The organism is Bradyrhizobium sp. CCBAU 53415 (assembly GCF_028128735.1).
Classification (GTDB): domain Bacteria; phylum Pseudomonadota; class Alphaproteobacteria; order Rhizobiales; family Xanthobacteraceae; genus Bradyrhizobium.
The window spans coordinates 178,905-205,664 of record NZ_LBJF01000026.1 but is presented as its reverse complement, the minus strand read 5'-3'; the positions used below and the strand labels follow the sequence as shown (position 1 = coordinate 205,664).

The following is a 26,760-nucleotide window of genomic DNA, read 5'->3' as shown; positions in this document are numbered from 1 at the left end:
CTCACCTCCGCCCGAACAGCTTCTCCACATCCGACAGCTTCAGCTCGACATAGGTCGGCCGGCCGTGATTGCACTGGCCGGAGTTCGGCGTCTCCTCCATCTCGCGGAGCAGGGCGTTCATCTCCTCCGGCCGCAGCCTGCGGCCGGCGCGCACCGAGCCGTGGCAGGCCATGGTGGCGGCGACGTGCATCAGGCGGCGCTCCAGCGGCAGCGCCTCGTCCCATTCGGCCATGTGCTCGGAAAGATCGCGCACGAGGCCGCCGGCATTGGTCTTGCCGAGCAGCGACGGCGTCTCGCGCACCGCGACCGCGCCGGGGCCGAAGGATTCGATGGCAAGGCCGAATGAAGCGAGCTCCTCGCTGCGCTCCAGCAGGCGCTCGACCGTGGCCTCATCCATCTCGATGATCTCGGGGATCAACAGGATCTGCCGCTGCACGCCGTTCGCCGCGAGCGAAGCCTTGAGCCGCTCGTAGACGATGCGCTCATGCGCGGCGTGCTGGTCGACGATGATCAATCCGTCGCGGGTCTGCGAGACGATGTAGGTCTCGTGGATCTGCGTGCGCGCCGCGCCGAGCGGGCGGTCGACCAGGTCGCCGACGGGCTGGGTCTCGATCCGTATGTCCGCGCTGGGCGCACCGACATCGAACGCGGCCTGCGCGCGCTCCGCGAAAGCCGGCGCGGCGGCGCCTTCGAATGATGGCATCGGCGCCGCGGGAGCAGATGGCGAAGCGCGCCAGTCCCAGCCTGCCGGACGCGGCGGCGTGAACGCGGGGCGGAACGAGGACAGCGCGCTCTCGCCGCTGTTGGCGGCCGTGCGGCGGCCCTCGCGCGCGAGGGCTTCCTTCAGTCCGTGCACGATCAGCGCGCGCACCAGGCCGGCATTGCGGAAGCGCACCTCGGTCTTGGCTGGGTGCACGTTGGCATCGACCTCGCGCGGGTCGAGCGTGACGAACAGCGCCAGCACCGGATGGCGGTCGCGCGGCAGATGGTCGGCATAGGCCGCGCGCACGGCCCCGAGGATCAGCTTGTCGCGCACCGGGCGGCCGTTGACGAAGAGATATTGTCCGAGCGCATTGGCCTTGGTCAGCGCAGGGGCCGCGGCGTAGCCCGCGACGACAACGCCGTCGCGCTCGGCATGGACCTCGATGGCGTGGCTGCGGAATTCGGCGCCAAGAATATCGCCGAGCCGGGTCAGGCGCCCGGCGGAGCCCGGCAGGGCGGCGGCCCAGGTCACCGGCGCGCGCTCCTCGCCCGCAAGCGTGAAGGCGATATCAGGCCGCGCCATGGCGAGGCGCCGCACCACCTCGCGGATCGCTTCCGCCTCGGTGCGGTCGGTCTTCAAAAATTTCAGCCGCGCCGGCGTCGCATAGAAGAGGTCGCCAACCTCGACGCGCGTGCCATGCGCCAGCGCCGCGGGCATGATCTCGGACTTCTCGCCGCCCTCGACGTTAAGCGCCCAGGCATGCGGCTCGCTGGCGTGCCGTGTCGTGATCGACAGACGCGCCACCGAGCCGATCGAGGGCAGTGCCTCGCCGCGGAACCCGAGAGTGCGAATCTGGAGCAGGTCCTCGTCGTCGAGCTTGGAGGTAGCGTGGCGCTCCACGGCGAGCGCGAGGTCTTTTGCGGTCATGCCGCTGCCGTCGTCGGTGATGCCGATCCGGCGCCGCCCGCCGCCGTCGGTGAAGACGTCGATCCGGCTTGCGCCGGCATCGATGGCGTTCTCGACCAGCTCCTTGACCACGCTCGCCGGACGTTCGACCATCTCGCCGGCGGCGATGCGGTTGACGACCTGTTCTGGCAATTGACGGACGGGCATGGGCTCGATCTGGATTCGCTGACGGCGCTATTCTAGGCCGTGTTGCGTCAAAAGCATGCGTTGGGCAACAGGGACGTCGCGGGCTGGGGAAGAGCGGTGTCTATCACATTGAAGACATTGGGCGTTCGAGAAAACCGCACAACCCGGATGACGCGGCTTCCGGTGACCGTTCTGATTGTGGGGGGCCGGGCTGCGGTGTAGCATCGTGAAAAAGCGGCAACAGGACGGGAGGACGCCATGTGCCATCTCTTCGCGCATCAGCCCCAACGCGACTACGAATCCCAGACCCGGTCTTTGCGGATCGGTGGGCACTGCACCTCGATCCGGCTGGAAATGGCGTTCTGGGACACGCTGGAGGAGATCGCGGCCAAGGAGAGCATGAGCCTCGGCAAGTTCCTGACCACGCTCTACAACGAAGTGCTCGACCATCATGGCGAGGTCAACAATTTCGCCTCGCTGCTGCGTTGCTCCTGCCTGATCTACCGGTCCAGGAGCATGATGCCGGTGCCCGAGTTCGAGGGCGCGGTGGCGCCGATCCTCGACGCGGCGGAATGATGAGTTCGTAGCCCGGATGGAGCGCAGCGCAATCCGGGATCGCGCCGCGCGCGCCGACGGCCCCGGATTATGCTCCCGCTCCATCCGGGCTAGGACGCCGCCTCCGCCGTCATTGCGAGGAGCCCTTGCGACGAAGCAATCCAGGCTGCCGCTGCGGAGAGATTCCAATGACGGGGAGGGCCGCCCGGCCTCAAATCTCCTTCTTCTGCATCGCACCTGCAATGTAGTCCGCCTGCCGGATTGCGAGCGCGACGATGGTCAGCGTTGGATTGCAGGCCGCGCCGCTGGTGAACTGGCTCCCGTCGGAGACGAACAGGTTCTTGACGTCGTGGCTCTGCCCGAACTTGTTGACCACGCCGTCGCGCGGCTTCTCGCTCATCCTGTTGGTTCCGAGATTGTGCGTGCTCGGATAGGGCGGCGTCGGATAGGTCACGGTGGCGCCGACGGCGTCGTAGACGGCCGCGCCCTGCTTGTAGGCATGGGCGCGCATCGCGATGTCATTGGGATGATCGTCGAAATGCACGCTCGCGACCGGCTGGCCGAACTTGTCCTTCACGACCGGATCAAGCGTGATGCGGTTGGTTTCCTGCGGCATGTCCTCGCCGACCAGCCACATGCCGGCCATCCGCGGATAGCCGTCGAGTGCTGACGTGAACGAGCGTCCCCAGGCGCCGGGGTTGAGGAACGCCGCCATGAACGGCAGTCCGATCGACAGCGTCTCCATCTCATAGCCGCCGACGAAGCCGCGTTTCGGATTGTTGGCCGCCTCGTCGCGGATGATTCCGGCCATGGTGGTGCCGCGATACATGTGCACCGATTTCTCGAACACCGCGTAGACGCTGCCCGTCATGTGCCGCATGTAGTTGCGGCCGACCTGTCCCGATGAATTGGCCAGGCCGTCGGGGAACATGGTCGAGGCGCTGTTGAGCAGCAGCCGCGGGCTTTCGATCGAATTGCCGGCCACGGCCACGATGCGCGCCTTCTGGCGCTGCATCGCGCCGGTCGCGTCGGCGTAGACGACACCGGTGACCTTGCCGCTGGCGTCGTGCTCGATCTTGATCGCCATGCTGCTCGGCCGCACCTCGAGATTGCCGGTCGCCTCGCCCTTGGGGATCTCGGTGTAGAGCGTCGACCATTTCGCGCCGGATTTGCAGCCCTGGAAGCAGAACCCGATCTGCTGGCAGGAACCGCGCCCGTCGCGGGGCTGGCTGTTGATCGCCATGTTGCCGGTGTGCACGGTCTTGTAGCCGAGCTTCTTCGCGCCGGCCTCCAGCACCTTGAAGTTATTGTTACCGGGAAGTCCGGGAATGCCGTTGGTGCGGGTCACGCCCATCTTGTTCTCGGCTTTGGCGTACCACGGCTCCATCTCGGCGAGCGTGACCGCCCAGTCCAGCAGGTTCGCGCCGGGAATGTTGCCGTAGGTGCTCTTCACCCTGAACTCGTGCTCGTCGAACCGCAGCGAGGCGCCGGCCCAATGCACGGTCGAGCCGCCGACCGCCTTGACGATCCAGGCGGGAAGACCGGAAAAATCCTTGGCGACGCGCCATGTGCCCGACGTGGTGCGCGCATCGGTCCAGGCGAGCTGGGAGAAGCTCTCCCATTCGTCGTTGATGAAGTCGTGGTTCTCGATGCGCGGACCCGCTTCGAGAATGACCACCTTGACGCCCTTCTGCGCGAGCTCGTTGCCCAGCGTGCCGCCACCGGCACCGGAGCCGACGATCACCACAACGCTGGAGTCGTTCAGATCGAATTTGGCCATATGCGTTCTCCTGAACCGTTACGGTGGCGATCTAGGCCTTCGGCAGCCAGTCGATGTCGGCGAAGCCACGGTTGATGTAGCCGCCGTGCTCGGCCGAGGAGCCCTCGTAGCCGAACCGCGGCCAGATCTCTTTCTGGTTGTAGAGCGAGACGACGAGATCGCCGCGCACCTTCTGGAAGAAGTCGCTTCCCTCGATCTCCTTCAGGAGCACGACGCGGTCGGCTTCCCATGGCACTTCGGCGTAACCAACCTTGTGGCGGTCGCGCGCGTTCTGATCGAGGCGCGTGACGCCATCGCTGATCAGTGATTTGACTGCGGGATCCTTCGCCGCCTTGCCGTCCCACGGCTTGATCGCAGTGACGTAGTAGCTGTCGCCGAGCACGTCGTGCGGATAGATGTCGCGCGCGATCTTCAGCAGCGTCTTCATCGTCGCCGGCGAGAGCGCGCTGGCATCCTCGGCCCAGGCGTCATCGAGGCTGACGGAGACGCTGGTCGCGACAGCGACGACGGGAACGGCGGTCGCCGCGCCCTTGAGAAAGACGCGGCGGCTGTGCTTGCTTCGACGATCGATTTCTCTCATGGCATTCCTCCGTGGATTTTTATGGTTTGGATTTTGGCGATTGATCAGCCGAAACGTCCGCCTCGCTGGATCACCTCGATCTTGTAGCCGTCGGGGTCGCTGACGAAGAAGAAGCGCGCCAGCGTTTTGCCGTCGTGCTTGAAGTCGCGTAAGGGCCCCGGTGCGAGCTTCTCGCGCTCGAAGCGGGCGTGTTCGGCGTCGAGATCCTCGACCACCACGGCGAGATGGCCGTAGCCGTCGCCGAGCGTGTACGGCTCCTTGCGATCGAAATTCACCGTCAGCTCGACTTCGAAGGGTGAGGAGGGGTGACGCAGATAGATCAGGGCAAAGTCCGCGAACTTCAGATGGTCGGTGACCTCCAGGCCGAAGGCGCGCCTGTAGAAGTCGAGCGCGCGCGCCTCGTCGAGCACGCGGATCATGGAATGGACGGGCTTTGCCATTCAGTTCTGCTCCTTCAGATAAGTGATGATGGCGGCGCGGGTCTCCGGTTTGGCCTGCCGGTAAACCATGGTCACGCCGGGAATGACGGTTTGCGGATTGGCCAGCCAGGCATCTAACCTGGTCTCGTCCCAGGCGAAGTCCGCCTTCGACAGCGCCTCTGAATATTTGAAGTCGTCGACCTTGCCGGCGGGGCGGCCGACGATCTTCACCAGTGGCGGGCCTTGCCGCATCGGTTCCGACGGACCTAACGTGTGGCACACCGCGCATTGCTGCTTGAACAGCGTCGCGCCATCCAGGGGCCTTGCCGCTGGCAATAGCATCTGCGCGTCGGCGCCTCGCACCATCAGCACCATCGCGGTGCACAATCCCAGCACGATCGTGCGCATCACCAAGAGCTCGCCCATCCACGTCAATCCAGCGTGTGCAAACTCTAGTCGGCGTCGCAGATGCGGTGGTAGTAGCGGGCTGTTTCGCGGCGTGCGGAGATGTCTGCGGCCGTGTGATGTTCTGCACCGCCTTATATGCGGAGCACAATTCCGCGAAACCGCCGTCAAATCCCTAAACGATAACCACACCATGCGCATTGCATGATGGTCGCGCCACTTGGACTCTCTACGCGATGCAATGGTCCGGTGCAGACGGGTGGCGCGGGAGCTGCCGAGCCGTTCATTGCGAAAAATCCAGGAGAAATGGATGAAGTTGGTGAAGACCTCGATGATCGCATGCGCCCTGTCGGCTCTCGTTGCGACGCCCGTTCTCGCCCAAGGCGCGCCACCCGCCAAGACAGGCGGCACGGTGCAAAGCAAACCCATGCAAGGCAGCACGATGGGTAGCGGCGATGACGAGATGAATGCCCAGCCGGGCGCCGCGGGCGAAAAGACCGGCATGAAGTCGACAAAGGGCACCAGGGGCACGGTCGGCACCACGGGTAGCGCTGGGCACAAGGGAACGGCCAACGATTCCACGACGGGCGGCGCAGCCCCGTCCAAGCGTTACTAGTCTCGCCGGGTGCAACGGCAAAACTCCGGTCGCGTCGCGGCCGGAGTTTCTTGCTGCGCCAGTTAGTCGTCGAAGCTGCGGCCGCGTCCGGCCTTGACGTCACTGCGGCGCTTCTTGCCCTCGAGCCGGCGCTGTTTGGAGGCGTAGGTCGGCCGCGTCGCTCGGCGAGGCGTCGGCCTGATCATCGCCTCGCGCAGCATCTCCGTGAGACGGTCGATGGCGTCCTGGCGGTTGCGCTCCTGGGTGCGGAAGCGCTGCGCCTGGATCACGATGACGCCGTCCTTGGTCATGCGCTGGCCGGCGAGGCGCGCAAGGCGCAGGGCCGCGTCCTCCGGCAAGGTCAGCTTGCGGGTGTCGAAGCGCAGCTGTGCCGAGGTCGCGACCTTGTTGACGTTCTGCCCGCCCGGGCCGGAGGCGCGGACAAAACCGATCTCGATGTCGTCCTCGTCGATGACGAGATCGCGGGATATCCGCAGCATGTGGGCACCATCCGTGGTGTCCGGACATATCGCGGACGTCCAGGTTCGGCAATGGTGCTCATGCAAACGCAAATGGCCGGGGAGAGCCCGGCCATTCGGGAAGCGTATGGAGAAGAGATCAGTTCGACTTTGTTGGCGTCGCAGCCGCCGGTTGCGCGGCGGCCTGCGGAGCGCGGCCCACGACGACGGTCAACAGCCCCTGGCCCCAGAGGCGCCTGGCGGCCGCCTTGGCGTCGTCCAGCGTCACCGCGTCGACGATGGCGTTGCGTTTCTCGATGTAGTCGATCGGCAGCTTGTCCTGCTGATACTGCAGCAGCGCCTGCGCCAGCTTGGAGGAGGTGTCGAGCGCCAGCATCTGCGAGCCCTTGAGGTAGGACTTGGCCTCGTCGAGCTCCTTCTGCGTCGGGCCTTCCTCGGCGATGCGGCGCACCTCCTTCTCGATCGCATCGATGGTGTCGCCGGCGCGGTCGGCGCGGGTGCCGGTATTGCCGACGAAGACCGCCGAATGCTCCATCCAGAGCAGCGATTCGAACACCGAATAGGCCAGCCCGCGCTTCTCGCGCACCTCGCGATAGAGCCGGGAGGACAAGCCGCCGCCGCCGAGGATGTGGTTGACGACATAGGCCGCCATGAAACTCGGATCGCTGCGTTTCACGCCCGGGCCGCCGAAGGTGATCACGGTCTGCGGCACGTCGAGCGTCACGAAGGTGCGTTGCGGCGGCTTTGTCGCCTCGATGTCGGGCACTGGCGTCAGATTGGCCTTGGCGGGCAGGCTACCGAACGTGTGGTCGAGCAGCTTGCCCAGGGTTGCCGGATCGACATCGCCGACGACCGCGATCTTCAGCCCATCCTTGGCGAGGACGCGGCCGACATAATCCCTCATATCGGCGACTGTGATGGTCGGCACGCTGTCGAGGTTGCCGTTGGTCTGCCGGCCGTAAGGATGCCCGCCGAAGGCGACTTCCAGGAACTTGCGGCTCGCCAGCGAGGTCGGATTGGTGGTCTCGCGGCGCAGGCCCGAGATGACTTGCGAGCGGATGCGCTCGACGTCGACGGGATCGAAATGCGGCGAGGTCAGCGCACTCCTGAGCAGATCGAAGGCTTCGTCCTTGTTGTCGCGCAGCATGCGCAGGCTGCCGCGAAACGTGTCGCGCGTGGCATTGAAGGAGAGCTCGATGGCGCGGCGGTCGAGCCGTTCATGAAACGTCTTGGAATCGAGATCGCCGGAGCCTTCGTCGAGGAGGTCGCCGACCAGATTGGCGACGCCCGGCTTGTCCTTGGGATCCTGCGCCGAGCCGCCGGCGAAGGAATATTCCATCGCGATCAGCGGCACGGTTGCGTCCTGCACGAACCAGGCCTCGATGCCTCCCGGCGAGATCAGGTGCTGGATTTTTGCGGCGGCCTGCGACGGCGAGACTGCCGCCAGCGCGAGCGCTGCGCCGGTGACGAAGGACAGCGCGAAGTGTCTTGTGCGTGGGAAGTGTCTTTTGCGGGGGAAGTGTCTTGCGCGAAGAAGGGGATGGGTCACGAACGCTTCTCCTCGCGCTTGGCGGTGGCGGTGTCCTTGATCAGATAGCCCGTCACCGAGCGCTTCTTCTCGAGCCATTTCTGCGCAGCGGCGCGGACCTGCTCGGCGGTGACGGCGCGGATGCGGTCGGGCCAGCTCCTGATGTCCTCGATCGACAGGCCCGTGGTCAGTGCGCCGCCATACCAGCGCGCCAGCACCGCCTGGTTGTCCTGGGCGTAGATGGCTTCCGCAATGAGCTGGGTCTTCACGCGCTCCAGATCCTCGGCCCGGATCGGGTTCTGCGCAACGCCGGCAATGACACCGTCGACCGCCTGCTCCACTTCCGCGAAGCTGACGCCGGGCTTCGGCGCGGCCGAGATCGCGAACTGGGTCGGGTCGAGCGAGATGCTCGAATAGCTGGCGCTCGCGGAGACCGCCAGCGGCTTGTCGACGACCAGCGCGCGGTAGAGATAGGAGTTGCTGCCGCTGCCCATCAGTTGCGCCAGCACGTCGAGGGCCGCGCTCTCGCCGGCAGCGGCCGTGGTTGCGGAGGGCACCAGATAATAGCGCCGCATGCTCGGCTGCTCGACGCGCGGGTCGGCCAGCGTGACGGTGCGCGGTGCGGCCGGCTCCGGCTCCTGCGGACGGACGCGCCGCGCCGGGATCGCGGGCTGCGCAGGGATGGAGCCGAAATTGCGCTCGACCAGCGGGCGGATTTCGGCGGCGTCGACGTCGCCGGCGATCACCAGGATCGCATTGTTCGGCGCATAAAAGCGGCGATAGAAGGCGAGCGCATCCTCGCGATCGAGCTTTTCGATCTCCTGGTGCCAGCCGATCACCGGACGCCCATAGGGATGGTTGAGATAGAGCGCGGCCATGATCTGCTCATTCAGCCGCGCGTCCGGATTGTTGGCGACGCGCATGTTGTACTCTTCGAGCACGACATCCCGCTCGGGCAGCACGTTCTCGTCCTTGAGGACGAGGCCCGTCATGCGGTCGGCCTCGAACTCCATCATGGTCGGCAGCTTCTCTTTCGGCACGCGCTGGTAATAGTTGGTGTAGTCGACCGAGGTAGAGGCGTTCTCGTTGCCGCCGACGCGAAGCACGGTCTGGGAGAACTCTCCGGCCGGATGCTTTGAGGTGCCCTTGAACATCAGGTGCTCGAGGAAATGGGCGAGGCCGGACTTGCCCGGCGTCTCGTCGGCCGAGCCGACCTTGTACCAGATCATCTCGGTGACCACGGGGGTGCGGTGATCGGGGATCACCACGACCTGCATGCCGTTGTGGAGCGTGAAGCTTGCGGGTGGGGCCGATGTCACCGTGGTCTGGGCGAGGGCGGCGCCGTCCGAGAGGACACTCGTCGAAAGCAACGCGGCAAGGAGGCAGGCAGCCGATCGGTAAGAGGACATAATGATCCCTGGTGAAAGGTCGAGCCCGGATCTCCGGCTCGGAAGGCACGGCATGCTACACCGTGCGGCTGAGGCTTCGCGTCACGAAGCAGAGAACTCAACGCGTAGGCAAGTTACTGATAGGCAATTTTGTAGGCAATTTCGAAGGGCGTCGGGCGGACGTGAGCCGCCGACCCTCGATTCGAGTCTGTCAGAATGTCGCGACAGGACAGGAACGCTATTGTTCCTTCTCCTTGCCCGACATGATGTCGTAATACATCCGCCGCGACTTGTCCGGCCCGGCGCCATAGGCATAGTTCGGCGACGGCGTCTGGTAGCCCGGCGGCGGCTCGACCAGCGACTGGCGCGGCGGCTCCGACGTGAACGGCTTGGACTCGGAGCTGTTGCCGCCCTTCATCATATTCCACAGGCCACCGGTGAAACCGAGCTCGGCGGGGCTCAGCGAGGGGTTGCCGTTGGTGCCCGGCTGAATCGGATCATTGCTGGTGCGGGGCGCTGCGGCGACCTGGCCGGCCCTCATCTCGGCGGGCGTCAGCGGCTGGGCGGCCTGCCAGTTCTCCGTTGCCTTGGTGGCTTTCTTGCGCGCGGCGATAGCTTCCTTGCGGCGCTTCTCGTCGGGGTCCTTGGGCCAGTTCGGCGCAGCCTTGGCCTCGGTCGCAGGCGGCGGCAGATCGAGCTTGGGCGGCACGACCAGCGGCGAACGCTCGCGGTACTCGATGCCCTTTTTCTCCATGCTCTTGGCACCGATGCCGGACATCAGATTGTCGATGAGCCTCTCTTCGAAGGTCATGTCGTCCTCCTCGTCGTCGTCACCGGCGCGGGCCGCGCCAGTTGCCATGACGAGGCCGATACCGAGCGCGACGGCAGACAATTTCAATGCCCACCTGAACCCCCAGCGGGGGTCTCGAGCCATCGAACCGCTGGTCTTCGAGCTGCGCATCACTTTACCTGTTCCATATTGTGGCAGATTGCCGCTCGCACGCGGCGCCAACCCTCGCAAAAGCCGGGTTCCACCTTCCGGTCCGTATCGGCCGGGATCAGGGCGCTTTTGCGGCGGGTACCCCCAGGAAGGAATCATACAATAGCACTGCCACCCCAGCAACGATGGCCACGTCCGCGAGGTTAAATACATACCAATTATAGGCTTTTCCGGCGACCTCGATGTGGAACAGGGCGAAATCCACCACCGCGCCATAGGCCAGACGGTCGATGCCGTTGCCGATGGCGCCGCCGATGATCAGGCCCAGCGCGATCGTGCCAAGCCGGGTGTGCGAGCGGGCCATCCAGATCGCCAGCGCAACCACGGCGACGGCCTTGACCGCCATCAGCGCGAGCTGCGCCGCCTGGCTGTCGTTCTGCAGCCAGCCGAAGCTGATGCCGGGGTTCAAGGCCAGCACCAGGTCGAAGAACGGCGTCACCCTCACCGCGCCGCGACGGGCGAGGTCGAACACGTTCAGCAGCCAGAGCTTCGAGGCCTGGTCGGCCACCAGCGTGACCATTGCCGCGAGGATGCCGGCGCGGAGCGGGGTCATGGGCGACCGATCAGACGCTGACCCCCAGCGCCTTCCATTCGCGCAGCGCCTTCGCGTCGCGCGGGGTGACGTCGGGGTATTCGGGGTCTTCGCCGACCGTCGGCGAAATCTTCCAGGAGCGGGCGCATTTGGTGCCGGCCGCCTTCTCCACCACGACCGCAACGCCGGGCACGGCATCGAGACGGAACGCCGAAGCCGGCGCCTCGCCCTCACGCACCTCGTAGTTCGAGGTGATGCAGATCTCGGCGAGATCGGTGTCGAACAGCGCCATCAGCATGTCGCGGTCGGCGACATAGATCACCGGCGAGGCCTCGAGCGAGGAGCCGATGTTCTTGGCGGCGCGTTCCAGCTCGAGCGCCCCGGTGACGACGCGGCGGACGTTGCGGATCGTCTCCCATTTTGCGGCGAGCCTGTCGTCGCGCAGGTCTTCCAGGTCGGTCGGGAACAGCGTCAAATGCACGGACGGTTCGGCGTCGGGCCGGTACATGCGCCAGCCTTCCTCCGCGGTGAAGCTGAGGATCGGCGCCAGCCATTTCAGGATCGAGGCGCACAACAGGTCGATGGTCGTCAGCGCTGCCTTGCGGGTCAGCGAAGAGGGCGGATCGCAATAGAGCGTATCCTTGCGGATGTCGAAGTAGAACGCCGAGAGCTCGCTGTTCAGGAAGGCGGACAGGATCGCGACCACGGTCTTGTAGTCGAACTCCCGATAGGCCTTGCCGATCGCGGCGGCGCGAGCTGAGAGCTCGTGCAGCATCAATCGCTCGAGCTCGGGCATCTCGGAGGGCGCGACTGCGTCGGCCCGCTTGTAGTGATGCAGCGTGCCCAGCATCCAGCGCACGGTGTTGCGCAGCTTGCGATAGGTCTCGACGGTGTTCTTCAGGATCTCGGGCCCGATACGCTGGTCGTCGGTGTAGTCGGAGGACGCGACCCAGAGTCTCAGGATGTCGGCGCCGGACTCCTTGATGACGGCCTGCGGCTCGATGGTGTTGCCGAGCGACTTCGACATCTTGCGGCCGTCCTCGGCCTGGGTGAAGCCGTGGGTCAGCACGACGTCGTAAGGAGCGCGACCGCGCGTGCCGCAGCTTTCCAGCAGCGAGGAGTGGAACCAGCCGCGATGCTGGTCCGAGCCTTCCAGATACATCACCGTGTCGGTGCCGCCGTCGACCTTGCGCCTGATGCCTGACAGCCCCGGGAAATGCACGGGGTCTTCGAGCACGAAGGCGTGGGTCGAGCCGGAATCGAACCAGACGTCGAGAATGTCGTCGACCTTCTGCCAGTCTTCGTTCGCGCGCGACCCGAGGAAGCGCTCGCGCGCGCCCTTGGCGTACCAGGCATCGGCGCCTTCCTTCTCGAAGGCCTCACCAATGCGCGCATTGACGGCCTCGTCCTGGAGGATCTCGGCGGAGCCGTCACCCTTCTCGCGCACGAACACGGCGATCGGCACGCCCCAGGCGCGCTGACGCGAGATCACCCAGTCCGGGCGCGCCTCGATCATGCCGTTGATGCGGTTTTCGCCCGATGGCGGCACCCATTGCGTCACCGAGATCGCGTGCAGCGCGCGGGCGCGAAGCGTGTCGCCGCTCTTCGTCTTGCCGTCCATCGCGATGTCCTTGTCCATCGCGATGAACCATTGCGGCGTATTGCGGAAGATCACCGGCTTCTTGGAGCGCCAGGAGTGCGGATATTGGTGCTTGAGCCGGCCGCGCGCGAGCAGCATGCCTTTCTCGATGAGCGCCTTGATCACGGCCTCGTTGGCATCGCCCTTCTCGCCCTTGTCGGTGATGACGCGCTTGCCGGCAAAACCCGGCGCGTGATCGGTATAGGCGCCGTTCTCGTCGACGGTGTAGGGGATCGCGGTGTTGATGCCGCGCGCGTCGAGATCGCGCGCCTGCGCCGTCCAGACATCGAAGTCCTCGCGGCCATGGCCGGGCGCCGTGTGCACGAAGCCGGTGCCGGTGTCGTCGGTAACGTGGTCGCCGGGCAGCAGCGGCACGATGAAGTCGTAGCCGCCGGCAAGGCCCTTGAGCGGATGGGCGCATTCGATCGCGTCCATGGTGTCGCCGGGGACCTCGCGGACCTTCTCATAAGCCGTCACGCGCGCCTGCTTGAACACCTCTCCGGCGAGGGCGTCGGCGAGGATCAGGAGGTCGCCGGTCCTGGCCCAATTGTCGGCGGGGGCATCCGTCACCTTGTAGAGGCCATAGGCGATCTTCGGCGAGAAAGAGATGGCGCGGTTGCCAGGCAGCGTCCAGGGCGTGGTGGTCCAGATCACGACGCTTGCGGAGGCGAGCGCACCGTGCGCGGGCGAGGTGACCGGGAATTTCACCCACACGGTATCGGAAGTGTGGTCCTCGTACTCCACCTCGGCTTCAGCGAGCGCCGTCTTCTCGACCACGCTCCACATCACCGGCTTGGAGCCGCGATAGAGCGTGCCGTTGGCGGCGAACTTCATCAGCTCGCGCGCGATCTGGGCTTCGGCCGGGAAGCTCATGGTGGCGTAGGGATGGTCCCAATCGCCGATCACGCCGAGGCGCTTGAACTCCTCGCGCTGCACGCCCAGCCAGTGCGTGGCATAGGCGCGGCACTCCTTGCGGAAATCGATCATTGCGGCACTGTCGCGGAAGTCGGGCTTCTGCTTGCCCTTCTTGCGATAGTGCTCTTCCTCGACCTTCCACTCGATCGGCAGGCCGTGGCAGTCCCAGCCCGGCACGTAGTTGGAATCGAAGCCGAGCATCTGCTGGCTCTTGGTGACGAGATCCTTCAGGATCTTGTTCAGCGCCGTGCCGATATGGATGTTGCCATTGGCGTAGGGCGGGCCGTCATGCAGCACGAACTTGGCGCGGCCGCGGGCAGCCTCGCGCAGCTTCTCGTAGAGGCCGATCTCGTACCAGCGCTTGAGGATCTCCGGCTCGCGCTGCGGCAGGCCGGCGCGCATCGGGAATTCGGTCTGCGGCAGGAACAGGGTTTTCGAATAGTCTTTGACTTCAGGCTTTTGGGACTTTTGCGGCTTTTCGGACATGAGGCTGACTGGCTCGGAAGGGCGCGGGAACGGATGGCGATGCGGAATCGCGGGGTGAAACGACAAAATCCCGGTCTTGCGCCGAGCCAAGGCTCAGGCGGAAGCCGGGCCGCTAATCCCTATGATGCGCCGCGCAAACATGGGCTCTCCATAGCAGGGGGCCAGGGGAAGCGCAAAGGTCCGGGGAGGCCGGGTTCAGGCTCGATCGATGACGCCGAGCCGCGGAAACGCATCCGGGGCGGCGGCCAGGATGGCGCGGGCGCGGGCGGAATCGTCGTCCATCTGGCGGATCAGGGCCTCCAGGTTGTCGAATTTCAGCTCCTCGCGGATGAAGCCGATGAAGGCGCAGTCCAGCACCTGCCCGTAGAGGTCGTCCTTGAAGTCGAACAGGAAGATCTCGAGCAGCGGGGCGCCATTATCAAAGGTCGGGCGGCGGCCGAAGCTGGCCACCCCGTCCAGCCGCTCGGCGCCGCGGCCGACCCGCACCGCATAGATGCCGTGCTTCAGGCCGCAATTGGCGTCCAGGCGGATGTTGGCGGTGGGATAGCCGAGGTCGCGGCCTCGCTTTTCGCCGTGGATGACCTCGCCGGTGACGAACCAGGGCGCGCCCAGCATGGTTGTCGCGTGGTCGAGCTGGCCCTCGGCGAGGGCGATCCGGATCGCGCTGGAGGAAACCGGCCGCTCGTCGATATCGACATGCGGTTGAACGTCGACCTCGATGCCGAGCCGTGGCGCCTCGTTGACGAGAAGGCTCGGCGAGCCGACCCGTCCCTTGCCGAAATGGAAGTCGTAGCCGACCGCGATGCCGCTGACGCCGAGGCGCCCGATCAGCTCATGGTGAATGAAGTCCTGCGCGCTGGTTCCGGCACGTGCCTTGTCGAAGGTCATGACCACGGCGCCGGCGAGCCCGGTGCCGGCCAAGAGCCGCAGCTTGGCCCGTTCGTCCGTCAGGCGGAATTGCGGGGTGTTGGGGCTGAAAAACCGCCGTGGGTGCGGCTCGAAGGTCAATGCCAGTGCAGGGCGGCCATGCGCCCTGCCCATCTCCAGGGCAGCCGCGATCACGGCGCGATGGCCGAGATGAACGCCATCGAAATTGCCCATGGCGACCACGGCGCCCCTTGGAATCGCGGAATCCGGCGTCGTGTCGCGGATAACGGTAAAAGGCGGGGCCATCAGGGGAAATTCTCGAACCAGGCAGGACCGGCCCGGACCGTGGCTCGACCGGCCTGACGAAGTCAAGCGGGGGGAGCGCGGACATTGAACACGATTTCAGTCTTTTGGCGATGTCCGCAGTTAACGCGCTGTTTAACGCCTTGATGCTAGTCCTTGAGGCGTGGAACTGCCGGGCTCCGGCCTGACAGGTCCGATCCTAATATTCCTGGGTTTGCGTTGGGGGAGTCGAGATGGCGGTTGATTTGTCGATGCCGGTTCTTGTGGTGGATGACTACAGCACCATGATCCGTATCATCCGGAATCTGCTCAAGCAGCTTGGCTTCGAGAACATCGATGATGCCAGCGACGGTTCGGCAGCGCTGAACAAGATGCGCGGCAAGAAGTACGGGCTCGTGATCTCCGATTGGAACATGGAGCCGATGACGGGCTACGACCTCCTGCGCGAAGTCCGCGCGGATCCGAACCTCGCCACCACGCCCTTCATCATGATCACGGCGGAATCCAAGACCGAGAACGTGATCGCGGCCAAGAAGGCCGGCGTGAACAACTACATCGTCAAGCCGTTCAACGCGGCGACGCTGAAGACCAAGATCGAGGCGGTCTTCCCGGACATGGCGAGCGCGTAAGCGCGATCGTGTCCCGGACAAGGCGCGGCACGTCAGTGACGCGACGCCGAGCCGGGACCCAGTCTATCCACGATATCGCTTGCGGCTTATGGGCCCCGGCTCTGCAGCTCTTCGAGCTGCGTCCGGGGCACGACATTTTCTACCACTTCAATTCGCGCATCAGCGCCTTCGGCGGGTGGCCGAACAATTCCATCACCGATGTCGGGTCGAGCTGGTCAAGACCCTCGAACTCCTCGGCATGGATGCCACGGGTCACGAACAGGCAGTCGATGCCGAATTCGCGCGCGCCGGTTAAGTCGGTGCGGACCGAATCCCCGATTGCCAGCACCTTTTTCCGGTCGATCTGGTCCCCTTGGCGTTCCCCGGCGAGCGCCATGGCGCGCTCGTAGATCGGCCGGTGCGGCTTGCCGTAGAAGATCACCTCGCCGCCGAGCTCGCGATAGAGCTCCGCGATCGCGCCGGCACAATAGATCAGCCGGTCGCCGCGTTCGACCACGATGTCGGGGTTGGCGCAGACCAGCGTCAGCTTGCGCTCGCGCGCCTTCAGCATCATGCCGCGATAGTCTTCAGCCGTCTCGGTCTCGTCGTCATAGAGGCCCGTGCAGACGATGTAGTCGGCTTCCTCCAGCGGCGCGGTCACTGCATCGAGGCCGCGGTAGATCGAGCTGTCGCGCTCGGGCCCGAGCCAGAACATCTTGCGGCCGGGATGCTCGGCGACATAGAGCCTGGTCAGGTCGCCTGAAGATACGATCGCGTCATAGGTCTCATCGGGGACACCGAGCTTGCGCAATTGCCGCTGTACGGAGTCGGCTGGGCGCGGCGCGTTGGTGATCAGGATGACCGTACCGCCGCGGCTGCGATAGGTGTGCAGCGCCTCGCAGGCTTCGGGGAAGGATTCCAGGCCGTTATGGACCACGCCCCAGATGTCGCTGAGCACGACGTCCACGCCGCCCACGAGCTGGCGCAGGCCTTCGGCAAAATGCAGCGTGGTCATGATCTGCGTGGCCGATCAGATGCGGCGCGCGAGCGCCGCGTTGCCGGTGATGCGTTGTGGCGGAGGCGCAGAAGACGTCGCGCCTGAGCTTTGTGTGCCGGAGCCATGAGGTCCCTGAATGTCTTTCGCCTGGTTCGGCGGGGCCCCGGCGGTAGCAGATGGCCCTTCCGGCCGCAATGGCCGTGGCGGCGCGAACAGGAACCCCTGGCCGAACCGCACGTCATAGTCGAGCAGGTCTACGACCGCGCGCTCGCCTTCGATCCGTTCAGCGATCAGGTCGATGCCGAAACGGCCGAGCAGATCGGAGAGATCGGAGGGATGGATGTCCGTGGTCGAGGCCTGCCGGGGATCGAGCAGCAGCGCGGCCGGCACCTTGATGAAGCGCACGCCGCGGTCGGCGAGCTCGCGCGGCTCGATGCGCAGATCCGTGACATGGTCGATCGAGAAGCGGAAGCCGCGCTGGGCGAGCGCCGCGAGATTCTCGGTCTCCGCCGGGCCGAGATTGCGGAACGTCGACTGCTTGAACTCCAGCACCAGCGAGGGCGCCAGCGCCCGGTTGGCTTCGAGGAAGTCGAGACATTGCGCGAAGGTGGTGGAATTGCCCAGCGTGGAGGCCGCGACGTTGCAGAACACGCCGACGTCCTTGTTGCGCACCATCAGGCGCCGCAGCACCTGCACGCAGCGCAGCATCACCGTGTTGTCGATGCGCCCGATCAGGCCGGACGCTTCCGCGATGCTGATGAACTCCTCGGCTGCGATCAGCTGGTCGCGTTCGTCGCGCAAGCGCGTCACCGCCTCGTAGAACCGCACCTTGCGTTGCGGCAGCGTCACCATCGGCTGCAGGAAGATGTCGATGCGGTTCTCGTCGATGGCATTGCGCAGCGTCGCCAGCAATTGGGTCTGGTTGCGCCCGGCGGCGGCTTGAGCCGGGTTGGCGGTCTGGGTCTGAACCGCCGGTGCCGGGCGCGGCTGCGCGGCTGGAGGCGGCGGTGCTGCGGGAAGCGGGGGAGGGGCGGCCGGCCGATCGTCGAACGGTGCAACCAGATCGACCTGCGTCTCCGGCTCGAGCTTGGCGACCTGGCCGGGAGCCGGCGCGGCGTCGGCCAGCAGGTCCTCATGGGCCGACACGGTCGCAGCGAGCTGCCTGACGAGACCGCCGAGCTCGTTGATCTCTCCGACGACCGACTGGATACGGTCGGAATTGGTCGAATTGGACGAGGCGATGCGGCCCTCGATGGCGGCCAGGCGGCGCCCGAACTCGGCCACCTGGCGGGCGAGGTCGGCGGTGCCGCGCGAGAGGTCGGCGATCTGGCCGCCGACGTCGCTGCGGTCGCGCAACCGCATCGACACCGCGTTGTAGAGGATCAGGAAGGTCAGCGCGGTCAGCGTCACGATCGCCGATTCCGTCCCGCTGATGCCAGCGACCGAATAGAGCACGAGCCCGAGCGAGGCCGCGACCAGAACCATGCAGATGGCGATGAAGATCGTCGAAATGCGAATCATGCCGCGCGTTCGCCTCAAGAGCTGAGTGCCTCATCCGGGAAAACACGGGTCGCGTCCGAACCCGTCACGCCACATGCTCCCCAAACACGCACGACCCTAACATCAATGTTGATTCGAGGGGATAGCGACTGTCTCGCAGCCCATGTCAGGCTCGCCGGCGGCTCCCGTCCGGAAATCAAGGCGCTCTCAGCGTAAAATAACGCCGCTCTCAAGGCCAGCGAGCCGTATGCGCCCTATCGTCCCGGCATCTTCAACCGCAGGAGATTGCCATGTCGACATCCGCCGCACTCAAGCCAGCCCCAACCCAACCTGATCTCGCCGCCGTCAAGCAGCGCCAGCACGGCGCCTGGTCGTCGGGCGACTATGCCGTGGTCGGCACCACCCTGCAGATCGTCGGGGAACAGCTCTGTGAGGCAATCGACCTACGCGCCGGCAGCAAAGTGCTGGACGTCGCCGCCGGCAACGGCAATGCGACGCTGGCCGCGGCGCGGCGCTGGTGTGACGTCACGTCCACCGATTACGTACCGGCGCTGCTCAAGCGCGGGCGCGAGCGCGCGGCGGCCGAACATCTCATGGTCGAGTTCCGCGAGGCGGATGCCGAAGCGCTGCCGTTCGCCGACGCCAGCTACGACGTCGTGCTCTCGACCTTCGGCGTGATGTTCACGCCGGATCAGGACAAGGCGGCCTCCGAGCTCGCGCGGGTCTGCAAATCCGGCGGCAAGATCGGCCTCGCCAACTGGACCCCGCAAGGTTTCATCGGCCAGCTGTTCAAGACCATCGGCAGGCATTTGCCGCCGCCGGCGGGGGTGAAGTCGCCGGCGCTGTGGGGCACGGCGGCGCGGCTGGAAGAGATGTTCGGAAGCCAGGCTTCCGAGATCGCCGCCGAGCCGCGCATGTTCGTGTTCCGCTATCGTTCGCCGGACCACTGGCTCGAAATCTTCAAGACCTTCTACGGACCTACGCTGAAGGCGTTTGCCGCGCTTGACGAGGGCGGCCAGGCCGCGCTGAAGCGCGACCTCCGGGCGTTGCTCGAGGAGTTCAACCGCGCCGACGACGGCACGATCGTGGTGCACGGCGAATATCTGGAAGCCGTGATCACCAAGCGCTGATAGCGCCTGAGATGCGGTCAGGCCGGCCTCCGGCCTGACCGCCACCGATCAATATGGCGCGGCGGCGCCGACCGTGTCGGCCGAGACGGCCTCGCGGCTGCCGAGCGGCTTCGGCCGCCCGGTGGTCGTGTCGCGCAGCGTCTGCCGCTCGATCTCCGAATTCAGCTCGGCGCCGAACATGATGACGATCGCCGACATCCACATCCACATCATCAGGCCGATCGCAGCGCCCAGAGAGCCGTAGGTCGCATTGTAATTGGCGAATTCCGAGAGGTACCAGGAGAGCAGGGCCGAACCGGTGATCCAGAGGATCGCGGCCGTCACGGCGCCGAGGCTCAGCCATTGCCAGCGCGGCGCGTCACGGCTGGGAGCGAAGCGATAGAGGATGGCGAGTGCGACGAGCAGGATCAGGAATAGGAGCGGCCATCGTGCCAGCGCCACGATCAGCTTGCTTTCAGGCGCCATGCCGAGATGATCGAGCGCAAGCGGAAAGGCGACGACGGCCCCCACCATCAACAGCAGCGCCACGATGCCGCCGACGGTGAAGGCGAGCGAGACCATATTGAGCCGGATGAAGCTGCGCTTCTCGCGTTCCTCATAGGCGACGTTGAGCGCGTCGAAGATCGCCTTGACACCGGCATTGGCGCTCCAGATCGCAAGCAGCAGGCCGAACAAGAACGTGACACCCAGCGTGGTGTTGCCGTTGGATACCACGCGCGCGACCTGGTCCTCGATGATCCGGAACGAGCTCTCGGGCACCATCGTCGCAAGCGTCTGGAGGTTGGCGCTGATTGTCGCGGGATCGGCGAACAGGCCATAGGAAGAGACTAGCGCCGTGACTGCGGGGAAGATCGCGAGCAGTCCGAAGAAGACGACGCCGCCCGCCGTCGCGAGCAGGCGATCCTCGTCGATGCGCTGATAGGTCCGCCAGACAATATCCTTCCAGCCCGCCCAGGGGATCTCGATGGGACTTCTCGCCCGGCGGCCGCGGCCGGGCTGCATTGCCGCACCGGCCGGGTGCGTTTCCGGTGAATTCGCTTCGTTTTTGCGGTGGTCTTGCGGAGGTCCCGACCCGATCAGGCCAGAGTCCTGAAAGTAGCGCTCCGCCGTCAGCACGAAGACGGCCGTCGCCGCCATCAGCAGGCATGAGTCGATCTGCTCGGAGCGCCGCGCCGGCATTTAAGCGTCCAGTCTTTGACGGTGACGCCTTCGTCGCGCCGCCGTAAACCCCGCAAGCCCGATCGCCGCGAGCATCAGGCCAAGCTGCACGGGGCGGTTGGTGGGCCAGGCGGTTCTGCCATGGCCGCGCTCACCGGGCGCGAGCGGCACCAGGGGAATCGTCGTCGCGACTTCTTTGACGGCCTGCTTGACCGTTCCGCGCGGGATCCGCGGGGTGGCGATCGCAACGCGCATCCGGCTGGCAAGCGGCACGATCGGCTTGGTCGGTCGCTTCATCATCGCCATGGCGACGCCGACGCAGATCGCGGCCAGCACCAGCAGCACCGCACCGACGGCGCCAAAGCCCCAGAATTGTCCGTAGGTGATTGCGATCCAGCGGTAGAGGGCGATCAGGCCGACAAAGAAGGCTGCGACCACAAACAGCCCGGCCACTGCGAACAGGCCGCCCGCGACGGCGTAGGACGTCGCCCGTCCCGTGGCCTGGCTGGTACGGTCGCGCAAGTATGATTGCGTGGCGCGCTTGAGATGGTTGAGCTTGAGCGCCAAGCCGGCGCGCAGCAGTTCGCCCGATGGCGCGAGCATAAGGACATCCTCCGAGAGCAAGAAAATGCGTCTGGGGATGAACGTGGCGGAATTTGACTTGTTCCGTCGAAGTGAGGCGGCCCTGATGGATCAGCCGAGATCGGCGGCTGCGATCCAGAACACCTCGCCCTCGGAATCCTCGGTGTCCAGCCAGAGCAGCGGCAGTTCCGGAAAGGCGTCGTCGACCAACTCGCGGCCGCGGCCGATCTCGCAGATCAGCCCGCCTTCCGGCGTCAGGTGATCGGACGCATCGCGCAGAATGCGGCGCACCACGTCGAGACCGTCGGCGCCGCCGTCGAACGCGAGCTTCGGCTCGGCCCGGCACTCCGGCGGCAGCGCCGCCATGCCTTCGGCATCGACGTAAGGCGGGTTGGTGATGATCAGGTCGTATCTGTTGTCGCCGAGCGGGGCGAACAGGTCGCCGCGATAGAGACTGATCCGGTCCTCGAGCCCGTATTCGCCGACATTGCGCGCAGCTACTTCGAGCGCGCCCTTGGAGATATCGACGGCGTCGACGGTGGCGTTCGGGAAATGATGCGCCGCGAGGATCGCGAGGCATCCCGAGCCCGTGCAGAGATCGAGCACGCGCTCGACCGCCGTGGGGTCGTCGATCAGCGAGCCCGCCTCGCCGCCGGCGCCGAAATGCGAATCCAGGAGCTCGCCGATGAAGGAGCGCGGAACGATGACGCGCTCGTCGACATAGAAGGGCAGGCCGCGCATGTAGATCTTGTTGACGAGATAGGCAGCCGGTTTGCGCGTGGTGACGCGCCGATGAATCAGATCGAGGATGGTCTTGCCTTCCGCGGCAGTGACGCGAGCGTTGGCAAAGATCTCGAACTGTTCGGGATTGAGATGCAGCGCCTCGCAGACCAGGAAGGCGGCTTCCGCGACCGGATCGGTGGTGCCGTGGGCAAAGGCGAGCTTGGCTTCGACGAAGCGGCTCACCGCATAGCGGACGAAGTCGAGCAGCGTGAGGAGCTCGCCGCGTCCGACTTTCGCAAGCTTCGGCGCCGCGCGGCCGCGCGCGGGTTTTTTCGAGACTTTTGCCATCAGGATTTCGTCCAGCGCGCGGCGGCTTCGTCGTCTCGGGCGTGGGCCTCGACCCAGCCGGTGCCGGTGGCGCTCTCTTCCTTCTTCCAGAACGGCGCACTGGTCTTGAGATAGTCCATCAGGAACTCGGCTGCCTGGAATGCGGCCTGCCGGTGCTGCGAGGCGGTCAGCACCAGCACGATGTTCTGGCCCGGCATGAAGCGGCCGACGCGGTGGATGACGGTGACGCCGTTCAGTGGCCAGCGCGTTGTGGCCTCGTCGGCATGGCGTTTGATCTCTTCCTCGGCCATGCCGGGATAATGCTCCAGCGTCAGCGCGGCGACCTTGGCGCCGTCCTCGTCGGCGCGGCAGATGCCGGAGAAGCTCACGACCGCGCCGATGTCGGTGCGGCTCCTGGTCAGGACCGCGATCTCGCGCGCGATGTCGAAATCATCTTCCTGGATGCGGATGGTGACGGGACAGGCGGTGACGGCGGAGGTCATGGCCTAACCGCCGGTCATCGGCGGGAAGAACGCGATCTCGCGGGCACCCGCGATCGCGGCGTCTGATCTGACGTGGGCGTGGTCGATCGCGGCGCGGATCACCTTCGGCTTCTCGAACGCATGGGCGTAGGCATCGCCCCGGCCGGACAGCCAGGCGATCAGCTCCTCCACGGTGCGCACGGTGGCGGGCGGCTCGATCGTCTCCTCGGCCTTGCCGACGCGCTCGCGCACCCAGGCGAAATACTTCACCTTCATCCCTCGTCCTCCTTGATGAGGTGATGGATGCCCGCGCGGAAATAGTCGTAGCCGGTATAGATGGTGAGGATCGCCGAGGCCCACAGCAGCGCCAGTCCGATCATCGAGACGAAGGGCACCACCTCGTCGCCAGCCGGGCCGGCGAGCAGGAAGCCGATCGCAATCAGCTGGACCGTGGTCTTCCACTTGGCAAGCTTCGTTACCGGCACGCTGACGCGCAGCGCGGCGAGATATTCGCGCAGGCCCGAGACCAGGATCTCGCGGCACAGGATCACGATGGCGGCCCACAGCGACCAGCCGTGGATGATGCCGTCAGCGGCAAGCATCAGCAGGCAGGAGGCGACCAGCAGCTTGTCGGCGATCGGATCGAGCATGCGGCCGAATGCCGATTGCTGATTCCAGATCCGCGCGTAGTAGCCGTCGAGGTAATCGGTCACCCCGGCCGCGATGAAGATGGCGACCGCGAGCCAGCGCAGCCAGAGCGGCTGATCCAGAATCGACTGCGCATAGATGCATCCGACCACGACCGGAATCGCGGCGATCCGGCCATAGGTCAGGATGTTGGGGAGGGACATCGCGCGGCTGGTGGTCCCTCGTGTCGTGGCGATGTTCATCCGTCCTACCAATACCGCTCAAGCCTGAAGGTCAACCGTCCTGCTCCCAGATGCGACGCGGGATGCGACGACCATATGACCAAGGCTACCCTTGATAACCAAGGCTACCCTTGACCAAGGCTACCCTTGGGTCCCCTTTAGTTCACCCCGTCTGGGGATGGAAATACTCGAAAATCCTGCGCGCGCTCTCGGCGCTCACCCCTGGAACCTTGCCGAGATCGGCGATCGAGGCTCGTTCAATCTCCTTCAGGGTGCCGAAATGATGCAGCAGGGCACGTTTGCGTGACGGGCCGATACCCGGAATCTCCTGCAAACCGGCCTCGCGGATGTCCTTCTTGCGCAGCTTGCGGTGCGAGCCGATGACAAAGCGGTGGGCCTCGTCGCGCAGGCGCTGGATGAAATAGAGCACGGGATCGCGCGGCTCGAGCTTGATGGCCTCGCGTTCCGGCATGAACAGGGTCTCGCGGCCGGCATCCCGGTCCGGCCCCTTGGCGACCGACATCAGCGACACCTGGTTCAGGCCGAGATTGGCAAAGATCTCGCGGACGGCATTGAGCTGCCCGCGGCCGCCGTCGATGATCACGAGGTCGGGCCATTGCGGGAAGTCGTCGTCCTTGGCCTTGGTGCCGGCGTCCTCGGGCGGGTTGATCAGGCGCTTGAAGCGGCGCTCCAGCACCTCGCGCATCATGGCGAAGTCGTCGCCGGGCGTGATCCCTTCCGACTTGATGTTGAACTTGCGGTACTGGTTCTTCACGAAGCCGTCGGGACCGGCGACGATCATGGCGCCGACCGCATTGGTGCCCTGGATGTGGCTGTTGTCGTAGACCTCGATGCGCTTGGGCGGGTGCGGCAGGTCCAGCGTCGCGGCCATGGCATCCAGCAGGCGGCTCTGCGTCGCGGTATCCGCGAGCTTGCGGCCGAGCGCCTCGCGCGCATTGGTCAGCGCGTGGGTGACCAGCTCCTTCTTCTCGCCGCGCTTGGGCGCTGCGACCTCGACCTTGTGGCCGGCCTTGATCGACAGCGCGTTGGCGAGCAACTCGCTCTCCTCGATCTCATGCGAGAGCAGGATGTTCCTCGGCGGCGGCTTGTCGTCGTAGAACTGGGCGAGGAACGAGCCGAGCACTTCTTCCGGCGTAAAGGTCTTTTCCGCGCGCGGGAAATAGGCGCGGTTGCCCCAGTTCTGGCCGGTGCGGAAGAAGAACACCTCGACGCAGGAGAAACCGCCCTCCTGGTGGATGGCGAACACGTCGGCTTCTTCCACCGTGCGCGGATTGATGCCCTGCTGCGACTGGATCGCCGACAGTGCGGCGAGGCGGTCGCGGTAGAGCGCGGCGCGCTCGAATTCGAGCTCACTGGCCGCCTTCTCCATCTCGCCGGCAAGCTCCTGCTTCACCGCATGGCTCTTGCCCGACAGGAAGTCGGTCGCCTCGCGCACCAGCGTTGTGTAGCCGGGGAAGTCGATCTCGCGGGTGCAGGGACCTGCGCAGCGGCGGATCTGGTAGAGCAGGCAGGGCCGGGTGCGGCTTTCGAAGAAGGAATCGGTGCAGGAGCGGATCAGGAACGCGCGCTGCAGCGCGGTGATGGTGCGGTTCACGGCACCCGCCGAGGCGAACGGGCCGAAATAGCGCCCGGGCCGGGTCTGCGCGCCGCGATGTTTCAGGATCTGCGGCGCCCAATGGTCGCCGGTGATCAGGATGTAGGGGAACGACTTGTCGTCGCGCAGCTGCACGTTGAAACGTGGCCGCAGCTGCTTGATCAGGTTGGCTTCCAGCAGCAGCGCCTCGGTCTCGGTGTTGGTCGAGACGATCTCCACGGTAACCGTGGCGGCGATCATGCGCAGGATGCGGGCCGGAAGCGGCGCACTCTGGCGTGCATAACTGGAGAGGCGCTTTTTGACGTTCTTGGCCTTGCCGACATAGAGCACGTCGGCATTCGCATTGAGCATGCGATAGACGCCGGGCGAGGTGGGGGCGAGCCGGACCGCGCGCTCGATCGCCTCATGGCCGGTTGCCAGCAGGCCCTCGCCGACGGCGCCGTTCTCTTCCAGGATATCCGGCAGCCGCGCATCGTCCTCGTCGTCGCCGCCTGAGCTGGCGGGATCGAGGTCCGGCGGCGCCATTTCCGTCCCCTGGGGCGGGGCGTCCGGCGCGGTGACGTGCACCGGTTTGCGCGCACCTGCGTTGTCCGGATTGTCGGGGGAATCGTGAACCATGGTGCGAATTTAGGCGCTGGGGGTGCCGATTTGAAGTTCCGGCCGTGGCGCACGCACAGGGAGGCCGGCGCAGTTCCCGGTAACGCTTGCTTAAGCCTGTTAACAGCACGGTAACCCGGCTTAACAGCCCTTTAACTTAAAACTCTCGATAAATCTTACGCGAAAAAGTGGTGGTTCCGTAGCCATGCGGTCTGGCCTCGCGTGGCGGCGCAGGCATCGCACGGGTTGCGGCAGTTGCGTTGGAGTGAGTGATGAAGAGGCTCGTTGTGGGCGCGGCCGCGTTGGTTGCAGCCGGCTGGACAGTTTCGGCGGAGGCCGCCGATCTCAATTACGGGCAGCGGGCGCCCTATACCGTCAATCAGCCGCTCAATGCGTATAGCTGGGCAGGTCCCTATCTCGGCGGCAACATCGGCTATGAATGGGGCTCGGTCGACAACAACCCTTCGAAGCCGTCGGGCTTCGTTGGCGGTGTGCAAGCCGGCTACAATTTCCAGAACGGCCCGTGGGTGTTCGGTGTCGAGGGCGACATCCAGGCCGCCGGCGCCGACGACACCTTCGCGCCGTGGAAGTTCTCCAATCCGTGGTTCGGCACCCTGCGCGGCCGCGCCGGCTATGCCTTCAGCAACGTGCTGTTCTACGGCACCGCCGGCCTCGCCTTCGGCGAGCTGCGGGGGCAGACCTTCGGCTGGACGGAGTCGCACACCACCGCAGGCTGGACCATTGGTGCCGGCGCGGAGGTGGGACTCGCGCCGAACTGGAGCGCCAAGCTCGAATATCTCTACATCGATCTGTCGACCAGCCAGTTCGCAATTACGGGCGTGTCAAACGGCTATAGCGCCAGCGTGGTGCGCGCAGGCGTGAACTATCGCTTCTGATAGCTGAAGA

At 65.6% G+C, this 26,760-nt stretch carries 26 protein-coding genes; 5 read left to right on the top strand and 21 right to left on the bottom strand.

The window, feature by feature from the left end:
- Position 1: 1 nt before the first annotated feature.
- Positions 2 to 1,816, bottom strand: a complete 1,815-nt coding sequence (gene mutL, locus XH87_RS25010) for a DNA mismatch repair endonuclease MutL (RefSeq protein ID WP_271589295.1) — start codon at positions 1,814 to 1,816, stop codon at positions 2 to 4.
- Positions 1,817 to 2,053: 237 nt separating this feature from the next.
- On the opposite strand from mutL, the gene XH87_RS25005 reads away from it, so the two are divergent.
- Positions 2,054 to 2,371 carry a ribbon-helix-helix domain-containing protein gene (locus XH87_RS25005; RefSeq protein ID WP_035710545.1) on the top strand — a complete coding sequence of 106 codons (318 nt, stop codon included), beginning with the start codon at positions 2,054 to 2,056 and terminating at the stop codon, positions 2,369 to 2,371.
- 190 nt (positions 2,372 to 2,561) lie between these two features.
- On the opposite strand, the gene XH87_RS25000 is transcribed toward XH87_RS25005, so the two are convergent.
- From XH87_RS25000 to XH87_RS24985, 4 genes are read right to left on the bottom strand one after another with little or no spacing between them, the layout of a single operon-like run.
- A complete protein-coding gene (locus XH87_RS25000; protein WP_271589294.1) occupies positions 2,562 to 4,130 on the bottom strand; it encodes a GMC family oxidoreductase in 1,569 nt (522 codons plus the stop codon).
- Between the two features lie 31 nt (positions 4,131 to 4,161).
- The gene (locus XH87_RS24995; protein ID WP_158671412.1) at positions 4,162 to 4,710 is read right to left on the bottom strand and encodes a gluconate 2-dehydrogenase subunit 3 family protein; all 549 of its coding nucleotides are present in this window, start codon (positions 4,708 to 4,710) and stop codon (positions 4,162 to 4,164) included.
- A 44-nt stretch (positions 4,711 to 4,754) separates the two neighbouring features.
- Complete coding sequence (locus XH87_RS24990) at positions 4,755 to 5,150, bottom strand: VOC family protein (protein WP_035710535.1); 396 nt, start codon at positions 5,148 to 5,150, stop codon at positions 4,755 to 4,757.
- Positions 5,151 to 5,537, bottom strand: coding sequence for a c-type cytochrome (locus tag XH87_RS24985; RefSeq protein WP_271589745.1), 387 nt, complete (start codon positions 5,535 to 5,537; stop codon positions 5,151 to 5,153).
- A 307-nt stretch (positions 5,538 to 5,844) separates the two neighbouring features.
- On the opposite strand from XH87_RS24985, the gene XH87_RS24980 reads away from it, so the two are divergent.
- Entirely contained in the window at positions 5,845 to 6,150 is a 306-nt protein-coding gene (locus XH87_RS24980; RefSeq protein ID WP_158671410.1) for a hypothetical protein, read from the top strand.
- 62 nt (positions 6,151 to 6,212) lie between these two features.
- Here XH87_RS24980 and arfB read toward each other — a convergent pair whose 3' ends face one another.
- The 7 genes from arfB to XH87_RS24945 form a co-directional block, all read right to left on the bottom strand.
- Positions 6,213 to 6,629, bottom strand: coding sequence for an alternative ribosome rescue aminoacyl-tRNA hydrolase ArfB (gene arfB, locus XH87_RS24975; protein ID WP_035710529.1), 417 nt, complete (start codon positions 6,627 to 6,629; stop codon positions 6,213 to 6,215).
- Positions 6,630 to 6,747: 118 nt separating this feature from the next.
- Positions 6,748 to 8,235, bottom strand: a complete 1,488-nt coding sequence (locus XH87_RS24970) for a M16 family metallopeptidase (protein WP_271589293.1) — start codon at positions 8,233 to 8,235, stop codon at positions 6,748 to 6,750.
- On the bottom strand, positions 8,154 to 9,545 hold the full coding sequence (locus tag XH87_RS24965) for a M16 family metallopeptidase (protein ID WP_271589292.1): 1,392 nt from the start codon (positions 9,543 to 9,545) through the stop codon (positions 8,154 to 8,156). The genes XH87_RS24970 and XH87_RS24965 overlap by 82 nt, the downstream gene beginning before the upstream one ends.
- Before the next feature lie 217 nt (positions 9,546 to 9,762).
- A complete protein-coding gene (locus XH87_RS24960) occupies positions 9,763 to 10,485 on the bottom strand; it encodes a hypothetical protein (RefSeq protein WP_271589744.1) in 723 nt (240 codons plus the stop codon).
- A gap of 97 nt (positions 10,486 to 10,582) precedes the next feature.
- The gene (gene lspA, locus XH87_RS24955; RefSeq protein WP_271589291.1) at positions 10,583 to 11,077 is read right to left on the bottom strand and encodes a signal peptidase II; all 495 of its coding nucleotides are present in this window, start codon (positions 11,075 to 11,077) and stop codon (positions 10,583 to 10,585) included.
- 10 nt (positions 11,078 to 11,087) lie between these two features.
- Positions 11,088 to 14,096, bottom strand: a complete 3,009-nt coding sequence (gene ileS, locus XH87_RS24950; protein ID WP_271589290.1) for an isoleucine--tRNA ligase — start codon at positions 14,094 to 14,096, stop codon at positions 11,088 to 11,090.
- 195 nt (positions 14,097 to 14,291) lie between these two features.
- The gene (locus tag XH87_RS24945; RefSeq protein ID WP_271589289.1) at positions 14,292 to 15,269 is read right to left on the bottom strand and encodes a bifunctional riboflavin kinase/FAD synthetase; all 978 of its coding nucleotides are present in this window, start codon (positions 15,267 to 15,269) and stop codon (positions 14,292 to 14,294) included.
- A 230-nt stretch (positions 15,270 to 15,499) separates the two neighbouring features.
- On the opposite strand from XH87_RS24945, the gene XH87_RS24940 reads away from it, so the two are divergent.
- Positions 15,500 to 15,895, top strand: coding sequence for a response regulator (locus XH87_RS24940; protein WP_008567674.1), 396 nt, complete (start codon positions 15,500 to 15,502; stop codon positions 15,893 to 15,895).
- A gap of 139 nt (positions 15,896 to 16,034) precedes the next feature.
- On the opposite strand, the gene XH87_RS24935 is transcribed toward XH87_RS24940, so the two are convergent.
- Both XH87_RS24935 and XH87_RS24930 read right to left on the bottom strand, forming a co-directional pair.
- On the bottom strand, positions 16,035 to 16,889 hold the full coding sequence (locus tag XH87_RS24935; protein WP_271589288.1) for a TIGR01459 family HAD-type hydrolase: 855 nt from the start codon (positions 16,887 to 16,889) through the stop codon (positions 16,035 to 16,037).
- A gap of 15 nt (positions 16,890 to 16,904) precedes the next feature.
- Positions 16,905 to 18,392: an EAL domain-containing protein gene (locus tag XH87_RS24930; RefSeq protein ID WP_271589287.1), complete on the bottom strand. Its 1,488-nt coding sequence runs from the start codon at positions 18,390 to 18,392 to the stop codon at positions 16,905 to 16,907.
- Positions 18,393 to 18,661: 269 nt separating this feature from the next.
- On the opposite strand from XH87_RS24930, the gene XH87_RS24925 reads away from it, so the two are divergent.
- A complete protein-coding gene (locus tag XH87_RS24925) occupies positions 18,662 to 19,501 on the top strand; it encodes a class I SAM-dependent methyltransferase (RefSeq protein ID WP_271589286.1) in 840 nt (279 codons plus the stop codon).
- Positions 19,502 to 19,549: 48 nt separating this feature from the next.
- Here the strand turns inward: XH87_RS24925 and XH87_RS24920 are convergent, their stop codons facing one another.
- From XH87_RS24920 to uvrC, 7 genes are all read right to left on the bottom strand, one after another.
- On the bottom strand, positions 19,550 to 20,680 hold the full coding sequence (locus XH87_RS24920; protein ID WP_271589285.1) for a YihY/virulence factor BrkB family protein: 1,131 nt from the start codon (positions 20,678 to 20,680) through the stop codon (positions 19,550 to 19,552).
- The gene (locus XH87_RS24915) at positions 20,681 to 21,262 is read right to left on the bottom strand and encodes a phage holin family protein (RefSeq protein ID WP_035710513.1); all 582 of its coding nucleotides are present in this window, start codon (positions 21,260 to 21,262) and stop codon (positions 20,681 to 20,683) included. It abuts the gene before it with no gap.
- Positions 21,263 to 21,352: 90 nt separating this feature from the next.
- Complete coding sequence (gene prmB, locus XH87_RS24910; RefSeq protein WP_271589284.1) at positions 21,353 to 22,312, bottom strand: 50S ribosomal protein L3 N(5)-glutamine methyltransferase; 960 nt, start codon at positions 22,310 to 22,312, stop codon at positions 21,353 to 21,355.
- A complete protein-coding gene (locus tag XH87_RS24905) occupies positions 22,312 to 22,794 on the bottom strand; it encodes a molybdenum cofactor biosynthesis protein MoaE (protein WP_035710509.1) in 483 nt (160 codons plus the stop codon). Before XH87_RS24905 ends, prmB begins: the two co-directional genes overlap by 1 nt.
- A gap of 3 nt (positions 22,795 to 22,797) precedes the next feature.
- Positions 22,798 to 23,049 (bottom strand): molybdopterin converting factor subunit 1, encoded by a 252-nt coding sequence (gene moaD / locus XH87_RS24900; protein WP_271589283.1) that lies wholly within the window; start codon positions 23,047 to 23,049, stop codon positions 22,798 to 22,800.
- Positions 23,046 to 23,663, bottom strand: coding sequence for a CDP-diacylglycerol--glycerol-3-phosphate 3-phosphatidyltransferase (pgsA, locus tag XH87_RS24895; protein ID WP_271589282.1), 618 nt, complete (start codon positions 23,661 to 23,663; stop codon positions 23,046 to 23,048). Before pgsA ends, moaD begins: the two co-directional genes overlap by 4 nt.
- Before the next feature lie 142 nt (positions 23,664 to 23,805).
- Positions 23,806 to 25,875, bottom strand: a complete 2,070-nt coding sequence (gene uvrC / locus XH87_RS24890) for an excinuclease ABC subunit UvrC (RefSeq protein WP_271589281.1) — start codon at positions 25,873 to 25,875, stop codon at positions 23,806 to 23,808.
- Between the two features lie 251 nt (positions 25,876 to 26,126).
- On the opposite strand from uvrC, the gene XH87_RS24885 reads away from it, so the two are divergent.
- A complete protein-coding gene (locus XH87_RS24885; protein WP_271589280.1) occupies positions 26,127 to 26,750 on the top strand; it encodes an outer membrane protein in 624 nt (207 codons plus the stop codon).
- The last annotated feature ends 10 nt before the right edge of the window (positions 26,751 to 26,760 follow it).